Source organism: Mesorhizobium sp. M7A.F.Ca.CA.004.12.1.1, assembly GCF_003997835.1.
In the GTDB taxonomy this organism is placed as follows: Bacteria; Pseudomonadota; Alphaproteobacteria; order Rhizobiales; family Rhizobiaceae; genus Mesorhizobium.
The window spans coordinates 1-10,832 of the sequence record NZ_RZRK01000113.1; the positions used below are offsets into that span (position 1 = coordinate 1).

A 10,832-nucleotide genomic window follows, 5' to 3' on the forward strand; every position below is an offset into this window, starting at 1 on the left:
GTGCTGATTTCGGTGCGCGACAACGGCCCAGGTCTCGGCCCGGAAGCAGCCGGCAATCTGTTCATGCCGTTCCAGACCACCAAGGAGAAGGGGCTTGGCCTCGGGCTGGTGATCTCGCAGGAGATCGCCCAGGAATTGGGCGGCACGCTGCGGCTCGATCCCGGCAATGGCATCGGCGCATCCTTCACCATCGATTTGAGGCGAATTGAATGATTGAGGGATCAGGGCTGGTGGCGCTCGTCGACGACGATGCGGACCTGCTGCACGCCACAACGCAATTGCTCGAGCTTGCCGGCTTCGCTGTGGTCGCGCGCGACGCCGCCGAGGCAGCGCTTGCCGTTGTCGACAGGACCTTTGAAGGCGTGGTGGTCAGCGACATCCGCATGCCGGGCATGAACGGGCTGCAGCTGTTCGATCGCATCAAGGCGATCGACCCGGACATACCCGTGATCCTGGTCACCGGCCATGGCGACGTCGATCTCGCAGTGGCCGCGCTCAAGGACGGTGTCTACGATTTCATCTCGAAACCCTATGCCGGCGAGCGCCTTGTCGAGGCGCTGAAACGGGCGAGTGAGAAGCGACGGCTGGTGATGGAGAACCGGCGGCTGCGCGAAGCCGCGGCCCTCGCCACTGACGGCCTGCCGCTGATCGGCGAGGCTCCTGCCATCAAGCGACTGCGCGAGACCTTGCGCCAGATTGCCGACATGAACGTCGATGTGCTGGTCGAGGGAGAAACGGGAACCGGCAAGGAAGTGGTGGCGGACCTCCTGCACAGATGGGGGCGACGGCGCGCAAAACCCTTCGTGGCACTGAATTGCGGTGCGCTGCCGGAGACGGTCATCGAGAGCGAGTTGTTTGGCCATGAGGCGGGCGCGTTCACCGGCGCGCAGCGGCGGCGGATCGGCAGCATCGAGCATTCCAGCGGCGGCACGCTGTTTCTCGACGAGATCGAATCCATGCCGCCGGCGCTCCAGGTCAAGCTGCTGCGCGTGCTCGAAACACGCAGCCTCACTCCACTTGGCTCGAACGACATCAGGCGCATCGATCTCAGGGTCGTCGCCGCGACCAAGGTCGATCTGGGGCGGTCGGACCAACGCGGTGATTTTCGCGAGGATCTGTATTTTCGCCTTAACGTGGTGACGCTGCGCATCCCGCCGCTGCGCGAGCGTCGCGGCGATATCCCGATGCTGTTTGGGCATTTCCTGGGCAAGGCGGCAGAACGGTTCGGCCGGCCTGTCGCGAAGATGAACGCTGCGGTCAGCGATCATCTCCAGTCGCATGACTGGCCAGGCAATGTGCGCGAGCTTGCCCATTTTGCCGACCGTGTTGCGCTCGGCCTCGGTCCGGAAGATGGGACGAGGGCGGTCTCCGCGCATTCGCCGGAGCCTACGGCAGCATTGCCCGAACGGGTCGGCCAATACGAAGCACAGCTCATCCGCGACGCGCTGCGCGACCATAGTGGCGAGGTGCGCGGCGCCATCGATGCGCTCGGCGTACCGCGCAAGACCTTTTATGACAAACTCAAGCGCTACGGCATTGCCGCATCAGAGTTTCGCAATGGCGGCGACGCCGACACGCAACCATCTCGGAAAAGCGATGAACACGACGCTTGAAACGACGGCAAATCCCTTGCCGGAAGACCTTACCTTTCTCGCCGAAAGGCTGGCGGCGTTCAACGACGGCGATGTCGGCGCATCCGAAAGGAAGGCGCTTGTGGTGTTTGTGCGCGACGAGGATTGCGCGGTCGTCGCCGGCATTTCCGGTTACACCGCCTGGGGCTGGCTCTACGTGCAATGGCTCTGGGTCGATGAGCGGCTGCGCGGCCAGCATATGGCCGGCAAGATGCTGGATGCGGCCGAACAGGAAGCCATGGCACGCGGTTGCCGGAATGCCTGGATCGACACCTTCAATCCGAATGCCGCCAAAGTCTATCAGCGTCACCTTTGGAACGCTCGCCGATTTCCCTATCGGCCGCAGCCGCATCTTTCTACAGAAGAGGCTGGCGTTGGTCTGATCCATCCCGGCGGAACCGGGATGGACTGTCTTCCTGCCTGACCCGCAATCCGAACGAAGGTGGTTATGGTCCGGCGGACCGTTACTCGGCCGGAACCAGGCCTGGGTCTCCCATCGGGCTTGCTCTGGTTTCCTTGCGTGCCGACGCACGGGCGAGCACGCTTTGGCGGTTTACGGATCTGCGCTCGGCATCGATGCGATGGATCAGGATTTCCGCACGCTCGATCGACCCGAGCAGGGCCAGGATCGTGCCGCGTTCGGCGGCACCGGCATTCGGTCCGAGCGCCAGCGTGCGGGCACGCAGTTCCTCGACCCCAGGCAGATTTACATGGCCGGCCGGCATCTGCGGGCTGGAAATTCCGTAAGTAGGCAAGATTTCGCGCAGCGACGTGTCGAGCTTGTTCAGCGCGACGTCGACGATGGCTTGCGCCGGGTTGCTGAACTTCTCGCGCCTGACGCGGCGCGCCACCTGATGCATCGATTCCGTCAGGGCGGCCGTGAAGTCGGCTTCCTCGATCAGGCTGGCGATCAGATCGAGCTGTTCGTAAGGCAGATCCTCCTTCATCAGCGCGGCGGTGTAGGCGCGGATATCGCGGCTGAGGATGTCGGTCGCCAGATAGTGCTCGCCCGGATCCGACGGCGCCTTCTTGGAAGAGCGTGCGATGTCGAGGAACATGGCGCCGGCCTCCAGATGGCGGGCCGTCTCTTGCTGCACGGCGGGAATGGCCTTGGCAAAATCGCTGGCCAGTTTGCGGTCGAGGAATTTCGGCGTCGAGAAATCCTCCGCGTCGTCGGCATCCGTGTGGCCGACACGCGATAGCACCCGCTCGAACACGCCGATGAACGGGAACAGCAGCACTGTGTTGAAGACGTTGAAGAAGGTCGAGTAGAGGCCGACCGCGACCGGCACCAGGGGGAAGGTCTCCTTGCCGTCGACAATCACCGGAACGGCCGGATCGCCGCCGAAGAACTGCATGGCCCATTCCAGCACCTGGATGGAGACGAAGAACAGAGGGATGGTGATGCACACCCCGATGATATTGAACGAGATGTGCGCATAGGCGGTCCGCTTGGCGTTCTTCGAAAGGTTGAGCGAAGCCATCCACGACGTGATCGTGGTGCCGAGATCGGCACCGAGCGAGAAGGCGACGGCGGTTGTCCAGTCGAGAATGCCCGCCGCGCCAAGGCCCATGACGATGCCGATCGTCGCCGAGGACGAGTGGATCATCGCGGTCACGCCGGCGGCGATGAACACGCATTTGAAAAGGTTGAGGTAGGAGTCGGCCGTCAGCGTCTGCAGCAGCGCCATGACTTCCGGCAGGTTGCGAAGCGGACGCAGGCCGCCGGTCATCAGGTTGAGGCCGTAGAAGATCAGAGCGAAACCCATGCAGGCGAGCGCTATGTTCTTCACCTTTTCGCTTTTGGCGAAGCAGTAGACCAGCGAGAACACGCCGGCCAGGATCAATCCGAGCGGACCGAGCGGCAGGGCGATGAGCCCGTTGCCGAGCGTGGTGCCGATGTTGGCGCCCATGATCACGCTGATCGCCGGCCGCAGGGCGATGACACCGGCATTGACCAGCCCGACGACCATGACGCTCATCGCCGTCGACGACTGGATGACGCCGGTGATCAGCGTTCCCGCCAGCACGCCTTTGACCGGCGTACCGGCTGCCTTGGCGAGAAAGTCGCGCATCCGGTTGACCGACAGCGCCTGGATGCCGTTTGCCATGAAATCCAGACCGAGCATGAAGATGCCCAAGCCGCCGATCACCGGCACGAGGATGTCCTTGAAGATATCTATGTCCATTTCAGGCAGTCCCCAACAAGTCGCCACGACGACGCGGTATGAAGTTCAGTTGCTGCGCAAGGCAGCTTCGTTCGGGTCAGTTTCCGACCGGCAATTGCCTTGCCCAATACTGTTCGATCTGGCCAATGAGCGCTTTCGGCAGCGGCACATAGCCGAGTGCGGTGGCGTCGCCGGCACCTTGCGCGAAGGCGAGCCGGAAAAGATCATGCACGCGGCGATAGCGATGTTCCGAACGCCCCGAGACCTGGACAACGGCGAACACCGCCGTGCTGATCGGGTACGCACCATCTCCGCTGCGATTGGTGAGGGAGGCGAAGAAGTCGGTCGTTTCCCCCCAGGCGACGGAGGTGGCCGCTGCTTGCACGCCCTGCGGGTCCGGTTTGACGAACTTGCCGGATTTGTTCTGGACCGCTGCGAAGGGAAGGCCGGCGCGAAGAACCTGGCCGTATTCGGCGTAGGCAATCGCCCCCTTGCTCGCAGCCACGGCACGAAGAAGCGCTTGCGTACCTTCCGCGCCTGTCCCGAGCGGCCAGTCGATCAGAGTGTCGGCTCCAAGCTTCGTCTTCCAGTCTTCGCTTGTCGATGACAGAAACTCGGTGAAGACATAGGTTGAGCCCGAACCGTCCTGCCGGTGGATGACGCCGATGGCGAGATCGGGAAGGGCTATGTCGGGATTGAGCACCCTTATCGCAGGATCGGACCAGGACTTTATCTTGCCCAGATAGATGTCGGCGATCACCGGGCCGGAGAGGCGCAGACCTTGCTCCGGCAGGCCATCGAGATTGGCGACCACCGCGATCCCGCCCATGACGATCGGAAATTGCTGCTGGCCGTTCCTGGCGAGATCATCAGCCGGCACGGGAACATCCGTGGCGGCGAAATCCAGTTCGGGCTGCGCAAGCCGCATCAGGCCGGCAAGGGATCCGACCGGTTCATAATCGACGGTCCAGTCCAGCGTGAAGAAGTCGCCGCCGTCGGCGCGTGCAGCCTTGTATGTCGTTGCCCACTTGCCGATGATCGGCGCGGCCAGTGTCGACCCCGCACCGCGAATGGGCTCAGCCCGCGCAGCGGATCCGATCATGGCCCCGATGATTGCAAGGGCGAGCGCAGCTGCCGCCCCCGAAATCGTCGGCCGTGCACCGCGCAATAAAGCTAAACCTGCTGACAACATAAATTGAATCCCAACTATACTGCCGCCGCTATGCAGGCGCGCATCAATGGCCATACGCCTGCGAAATGAGGCGTCAGCTGAAAACAAGATCGCTGTTGTCTTGTATTAATTCTTCTTAACGGTTGGATGACAGTGGGTCCCGGCGGAAAAGCTTTTCGACTATTCCGAAGACCTTTCGACTGCAAAACCTGAGCAAAAAGCCGCATCGCCTGAAAGTCGGCCGGGCGGGAAAGGTCATCCCATCCCGTTCCGGGATGGAAGAGGCTCTAACTGGCGAGTTTTCCGCCCCGCATCGGCCGCGGTGCGCCGGTCGTGCTCGGAAAACTGATTGGCAGGCCGCGCAGCACGCGCACCGCGAGGAAGGCAAAACACTCCGCCTCGACCGCATCGCCGCTCCAGCCGAGGCTCTCGGCCTGCACCACTTCGACGCCGGCACGGCTGGTCAGCATCGCCATCATGGTCGGGTTGTGGCGGCCGCCGCCGCTGACCACCAGTTTTTTAGGACGGCTTGGTAAGAGGTCGAGTGCCTTGCCGACGGCTCCAGCGGTGAAGGCGGTCAGCAGTGCCGCGCCATCCTCCGCATCCAGCCCGTCCGCCATGGCGGCGCCGAAGTCGAAACGGTCCAGCGATTTGGGATAGGGCTTGGTGAGATAGGGGTGCTGCAGCAGCTTGGCCAGCCGCGCCTCGTCCACCTTGCCCGCACCGCCGAGCGCGCCGTCGCGGTCCATCTCGCCGAGCCCCTTCGACTTGATGAAATCGTTCAGCGGCGCGTTGGCGGGGCCGGTGTCGAAGGCAACGACATTGTCGGCGCCATCCCACCAGGTGATGTTGGCGACGCCGCCGAGATTGAGTACGGCCACCTCGCCATTGGCGCCGGCGCCGCGCATCAACGCGGTGTGATAGACCGCGGCCAGCGGCGCGCCTTGCCCCCCGGCGCGCATGTCGGCCGAGCGGAAATCGTAAGCGACCTTGGTACCCAATATGGCATGCATCAGCTCACCATCGCCGAGTTGCCTTGTCTGGCCCAGCCGTCCAACCTGCGGCGCGCGATGCAGAACGGTCTGGCCGTGAAAACCGACGACGCCGATATCGGCCATCGTCATGCCATAGCCTTCGACCAATTCCTTGACGGCTGCTGACTGGGCACGCGTCAGGGCTTCCTCCGCGGTGCGGAAGATCGCCGGCTCCGGCCCGTCAAAGTTCCACGCCCGCGCCTCCGTCAGCGTCTCTTCCAGCAGGGAGCGGATCGACGGAGGATAGGGCATCAGCCGATAGGTGCCGAAATCCTCGATACGTTCGCCGTCGGTCTTGATCAGCGCGACGTCGATGTTGCCGTCCAGCACCGTGCCGGTCATCAGGCCGACGGCCCAGATTGGTTCCATAATCGTTTCCTTGTTGAGCATAATCTTTTCCGAAAACCGTTTCCCACTTTTCGGGACCACGCTCCAGTCCCATTGATGAGATCGCCGACAGCTTTACGAAACCTGACGATTCTACCGCCAAAATGTTGGTCTAATGAATCCGGGCGGCGGGCAAGGTCCAAGCCTTGTCCCTTTCGAAGTGGCGGTCTCGGTGCTGAAGGCCGAGCGGCTTTCGTAGCTCCACAGGCGATATTGGACCGCGCAACGTCGTTTCTGCAGCCCGTCTGGTTCAACAGCCAACGAGATGCCACCTCTTGCCTGTCAGCCCCGAAGGCGCGACCTTGTCTGGTCTGGCGAACGCTTCCGCCGAAATCCGCAAGGGAGAGAAAATCATGACCTCATCCAATGTGGCCGTTATTGCAGGCGCGGGCGCTGGTCTGAGCGCCTCGCTTGCGCGCCTTCTCACCCGGGAAGGCTTTCGCGTGGTTCTGGCCGCCCGTAACGTCGAGAAGCTCAGCGCTCTGATCGGCGAAACCGGTGCTCTGGCCGTTGAGACGGATGTCGCCGACGCTGCGTCCGTCGCCAGGCTGTTCGACACCGCCGACAAGGCCGGCACGCTGGCGCTCGTGGTGTTCAACGCCAGCGCACGCACACGCGGCCCGATCGCCGAGCTCGATGCGGAAGCGGTCAAACAGGCATTGCTGGTCGGCGCCTATGGCGGCTTCCTGGTCGGCCAGCAGGCGGCGCGCCGGCTGCTTGTCCGGGGATCCGGTTCGATCCTGTTCACCGGCGCCACTGCCAGTGTGAAGGGCTTTCCCGGCTCGGCCGGCTTTGCCATGCCGAAATTCGGCCTGCGCGGCCTGGCGCAGTCCATGGCCCGCGAACTCGCCCCGCAGAACATCCACGTCGCCCATTTCATTATCGACGGCCAGATCGCGCCGCCCGGACAGGCAGCCGATCCCGACCTACAGGACCGCCGCCTGTCGCCGGACGCTATCGCCGAGGCCTATCTCGCGGTCCATCGCCAGCATCGCAGCGCCTGGAGCTCGGAGCTTGAGTTACGGCCTTGGGTCGAGACGTTTTGACAATCCAGACGATCGCCCGGCGGGAAGCAACGCGATCCTTCCGCTTTTCCTAATATATTAGGCAATGCTGATATTTTGTGGCGCTAAGCTGCTTGTCCGATACATAAAAAGGCTCAGTGTAATATACACGTTTGTTTAACGCGGGTTGTGCATGTTGCAGCTTTCCCGGGTTAATTGAGAACGCGCATGTCGGTTACACGTCGTACACTGCTTGCGGCCGGGAGCGGCGGGTTGCTGATCTCGCAAGCCCGCGCAGCCAGCACTCCGGGACAGCAGGCGGAGAACGCCCCTCAACCTATCGCGAGCGGCGATGCATTGCGCATCGCAATGCCGGCCTTCGCTTCCAATCCGTTCTTTCCGGCCGACGGATCGGGGGACGATGGCATAGACATGGAGTTGGCCCACGGCATCGCCGCGGCGCTTGGCGTCGAGCCGGTATTCGACCGATCCGCCGCAACGTTCGACGATATCGTCAGTCAGGTCAGTTCCGGACAGGCCGACATGGCGATTGGCAAGCTCAGCCGGACGCTTCAGCGCGGCCGGTCGATCATCTATTCCCGCCCCTACGCCATGCTGCGGCAAGGGCTGATCGCCAACCGCCTCAACCTGGCGCGTATCGCGCAAGGCAAACCGGCCGAACAGATCGTCCGTGATTTCTCAGGCGATCTTGGCGTGATCGAGGGCTCTTCATTCGCCACCTATGCGGCCACGACCTTCCCGCATGCGCAAATCCACCGCCTGGCAAGCTGGGATCTGATCATCGATGCGATCCGAAACGGGACGATCGACATGGCCTATCGCGATGATTTCGAGATCAAGAAGCTGATGGTCGACGATCCGTCGATGACGGTTGTCGCGCGCTCGATCACGCTGACCGACAAGGTCGATACGATCGCAGTCGGCGTGCGGCCCGACAATCCGCACCTCGCGGCCTTTGTCGATCTCTATCTCGATCTCGCGCGGGGTCAGCAGATTCTCAACACGGATGAGATCATCGCCCGCTATCGCCTGGGGAGCAAAGCCTGACATGGCCATCTCCGAGGTAGCCGGACCCCTGCCTTTCGACTGGCGCCTCGCGGCAAGGCGTATCCTGCGCTCGCCCGTGACGACGATTGTGATGATTGCTGCAGGGATATTGTGCGGCCTCTATTATCCAGACTTTGCCCATGCGATCAGCCCTGTCGCACAGCTCTACCTGAATTTCCTCAAGATGGTCGTCCTGCCCTATTTGGTCTCGTCGGTCATCTTCTCCATCACGGCAATGGTCCAGGATCCCAAATCGGTCCGCTACCTCGGCAAGGTGGGTATGGCCGTGCTGGTCGTGTCGTTCCTGAGCGTGCTGGTGAGCGGCACCCTGTCGCTGATCCTGCAGCCGGGCCAGATCGAGAATCCGCAGTCGCGCATCGAGCTTGGCGAGTTCATCAATTCGCAAGGCAGCGTGTCCACCGATCTCGCCTTCCCGTTCCAGCCGCCGCCCTCCAATGGCGACCCCAATGGCGGGCACTCGATCCTGCTCGACCTGGTGCCGAACAACGTCTTCAACGCGCTGGCCTCGGGCCAGACCATCCAGGTTTTGCTGTTCTGCCTGCTTTTCGGGCTCGCGATGGGGAAGATTCCCCAGCCTTCGTCCATGAGCCTGACCCAGGCGCTCAACGCGGTCTACCGGGCCTGCACGGTGCTCACCAACTGGTTCATCTGGGGGTTGCCCTTTGCAACTTTCATCCTGATCGCGGACCAGACCGCGTCGACCGGAACCAAGCCGCTCACGCTGATGGGCGGTTACCTGCTGGTTATGGGTCTTTCCTGCCTCATATTCGTTGCCGGGGCCTTTGCCATTATCGCCATCCGGTCGCGACGAAGCTACTGGACCACGATCAAGACCTGCCAGCCGCTTCTCATGGTGGCCATCACCACACGCTCTACGGTCGCTTCGCTGCCATGGGTCATCAACCTTTTGAGCGAGCGCCTGCGGTTCAGCCTGGTGGTGGTCGAACTGCTCGTGCCGCTGCAGGCGGCATTGCTGCGCACTGGCCCGGCGCTGCTCTACACCTCGGGTGCGCTGTTCATTGCCCAGCTTTACGGCCACCAGCTTGCAGTCTCGGACCTCGTGCTCGTCGGCATCATCTCAGCGCTTCTCGCGCTCACCACCGGCGGTATGGGCAGCCTGCTCATCCTGTCCCAGATGTCCATCGTCTGCGGCTACCTGAAGCTTCCCTTCGAGGCGGCGTTCGTCCTGTTCGTCGCGGTGGATGCAGCCGTCGACACGTTCATGACGCTGGCCAGCGTCTGCACCGTCGCGGCGAGCACGGCAATGATCGCTCCCAGCCACAGGGAGACGACGCAGCCTGACGCCGCCTCGGACCAGCTCGAAGCCGAGCCTGTCAGATGATCGACGACAGCATCCGTCCCCAGCTCGGCATTATCGGCGGTCTTGGGCCGCTTGCTTCGGCTGATTTCTACTTCAAGCTGACCCGGATGACCCAGGCGCTCAGAGACAACGAACATGTGCCTGCCGTGATCCTCAGTGTCCCACAGCTGCCCGACAGGACCGAAGCGATCCTTGCCGGCCATGATGGGCCGCTGGCGCCTTTGAAAGCCGCGGTCGCGACGCTCAATGCGCTCGGCGTCGCCCGCATCGCGATGCCGTGCAACACCGCCCACCATTGGTACAGCCAACTGGCGGCGAATTCGCGCGCGGAAATCATCCATATCGGAGATGCTGTGGTGACGGAGACGCGTCGCAGCCTGGATCAGGGCCGGGTTGCTGTTCTCGCCACCCAAGGCACGCTGGTCTCCGGCTTCTATCAGGACAGGATGTCGGCGGCGGGATTTGAGCTCTGCCTTCCCGCGAACACCGAGTTTCAGGCCTGCGTCGACAGCGCGATCAGCCTCGTCAAGGCAGGTTCGATCGCGGATGCGGCGGTTGAAACCGAGCGCGCGCTCGACATCGCGCAAGCGGCCGGCGCCGATGCAGCCCTGCTCGGCTGCACCGAACTGTCGGTGGTGGCCGCCAGCCTCAACGGTGTCAATGGATTGGTCGTCATCGACAGCAATGCGGCCTTGGCGCGCGCCTGTCTGACACGGTTGGGCTTCGGTGCCCAGGAAGCCCGCGGCCTGCCGACCGTATCACGGCTGCCGGAACATGACCGATCGATGCGCGCCAGCTTGGCCGCACTGGCCTAGCCCTATGGATAGAACCTCATAGCATTTCGGAACCCGTCAGCCCTGGCGCGGCACGCCCTTGGCAAGCAGGTAGACGAGATACGGCCCGCCAAGCAGCGAAGCGAACAGGCCGGCGGGCAGTTCGTAGGGAAAGGCCGCCATGCGCGACAGCCAGTCCGAGACGATCATCAGCAGGACGCCCAGAAGCATCGCTCCGGCGAGATGGACGCGGG

The 10,832-nt window shown here is 62.9% G+C and carries 10 protein-coding genes and 1 pseudogene; 7 read left to right on the top strand and 4 right to left on the bottom strand.

From position 1 onward, the window contains the following. The 3 genes and pseudogenes from EN984_RS08575 to EN984_RS08585 all read left to right on the top strand — a co-directional run. Positions 1 to 213: ATP-binding protein (locus EN984_RS08575; RefSeq protein WP_245480044.1), on the top strand; the 213-nt coding region annotated here is incomplete at its 5' end. After that, on the top strand, positions 210 to 1,613 hold the full coding sequence (locus tag EN984_RS08580; protein ID WP_127271088.1) for a sigma-54 dependent transcriptional regulator: 1,404 nt from the start codon (positions 210 to 212) through the stop codon (positions 1,611 to 1,613). The genes EN984_RS08575 and EN984_RS08580, both read left to right, overlap by 4 nt. Then, positions 1,597 to 2,014 (top strand): annotated as a pseudogene (locus EN984_RS08585) (GNAT family N-acetyltransferase). The gene EN984_RS08580 and the pseudogene EN984_RS08585 overlap by 17 nt, the downstream one beginning before the upstream one ends. Positions 2,015 to 2,095: 81 nt before the next feature. Here the strand turns inward: EN984_RS08585 and EN984_RS08590 are convergent. From EN984_RS08590 to EN984_RS08600, 3 genes are all read right to left on the bottom strand, one after another. Continuing rightward, a complete protein-coding gene (locus EN984_RS08590; protein WP_127272615.1) occupies positions 2,096 to 3,820 on the bottom strand; it encodes a Na/Pi symporter in 1,725 nt (574 codons plus the stop codon). Between the two features lie 76 nt (positions 3,821 to 3,896). After that, positions 3,897 to 4,901 (bottom strand): phosphate ABC transporter substrate-binding protein PstS, encoded by a 1,005-nt coding sequence (gene pstS, locus EN984_RS08595; protein ID WP_127379225.1) that lies wholly within the window; start codon positions 4,899 to 4,901, stop codon positions 3,897 to 3,899. A gap of 356 nt (positions 4,902 to 5,257) precedes the next feature. Further along, positions 5,258 to 6,373 carry an anhydro-N-acetylmuramic acid kinase gene (locus EN984_RS08600; RefSeq protein ID WP_127268225.1) on the bottom strand — a complete coding sequence of 372 codons (1,116 nt, stop codon included), beginning with the start codon at positions 6,371 to 6,373 and terminating at the stop codon, positions 5,258 to 5,260. A gap of 371 nt (positions 6,374 to 6,744) precedes the next feature. Between EN984_RS08600 and EN984_RS08605 the strand changes: the two genes are divergently transcribed. The 4 genes from EN984_RS08605 to EN984_RS08620 all read left to right on the top strand — a co-directional run bounded on the left by EN984_RS08605 (position 6,745) and on the right by EN984_RS08620 (position 10,620). After that, complete coding sequence (locus tag EN984_RS08605) at positions 6,745 to 7,437, top strand: SDR family NAD(P)-dependent oxidoreductase (protein ID WP_127268226.1); 693 nt, start codon at positions 6,745 to 6,747, stop codon at positions 7,435 to 7,437. Between the two features lie 186 nt (positions 7,438 to 7,623). Then, positions 7,624 to 8,463: a transporter substrate-binding domain-containing protein gene (locus EN984_RS08610; RefSeq protein ID WP_164748642.1), complete on the top strand. Its 840-nt coding sequence runs from the start codon at positions 7,624 to 7,626 to the stop codon at positions 8,461 to 8,463. Between the two features lies 1 nt (position 8,464). Beyond that, a complete protein-coding gene (locus tag EN984_RS08615; RefSeq protein ID WP_127268227.1) occupies positions 8,465 to 9,826 on the top strand; it encodes a cation:dicarboxylase symporter family transporter in 1,362 nt (453 codons plus the stop codon). Then, on the top strand, positions 9,823 to 10,620 hold the full coding sequence (locus EN984_RS08620; protein WP_127268228.1) for an amino acid racemase: 798 nt from the start codon (positions 9,823 to 9,825) through the stop codon (positions 10,618 to 10,620). Before EN984_RS08615 ends, EN984_RS08620 begins: the two co-directional genes overlap by 4 nt. Before the next feature lie 36 nt (positions 10,621 to 10,656). Here EN984_RS08620 and EN984_RS08625 read toward each other — a convergent pair. Continuing rightward, positions 10,657 to 10,832: iron chelate uptake ABC transporter family permease subunit (locus EN984_RS08625; protein WP_164765409.1), on the bottom strand; the 176-nt coding region annotated here is incomplete at its 5' end.

Coding starts and splice junctions, on each gene's coding strand:
- EN984_RS08580 (WP_127271088.1), top strand. CDS start 210: ATGATTGAGGGATCAGGGCTGGTGGCGCTCGTCGACGACGATGCGGAC.
- EN984_RS08590 (WP_127272615.1), bottom strand. CDS start 3,820: ATGGACATAGATATCTTCAAGGACATCCTCGTGCCGGTGATCGGCGGC.
- pstS (WP_127379225.1), bottom strand. CDS start 4,901: ATGATCGGATCCGCTGCGCGGGCTGAGCCCATTCGCGGTGCGGGGTCG.
- EN984_RS08600 (WP_127268225.1), bottom strand. CDS start 6,373: ATGGAACCAATCTGGGCCGTCGGCCTGATGACCGGCACGGTGCTGGAC.
- EN984_RS08605 (WP_127268226.1), top strand. CDS start 6,745: ATGACCTCATCCAATGTGGCCGTTATTGCAGGCGCGGGCGCTGGTCTG.
- EN984_RS08610 (WP_164748642.1), top strand. CDS start 7,624: ATGTCGGTTACACGTCGTACACTGCTTGCGGCCGGGAGCGGCGGGTTG.
- EN984_RS08615 (WP_127268227.1), top strand. CDS start 8,465: ATGGCCATCTCCGAGGTAGCCGGACCCCTGCCTTTCGACTGGCGCCTC.
- EN984_RS08620 (WP_127268228.1), top strand. CDS start 9,823: ATGATCGACGACAGCATCCGTCCCCAGCTCGGCATTATCGGCGGTCTT.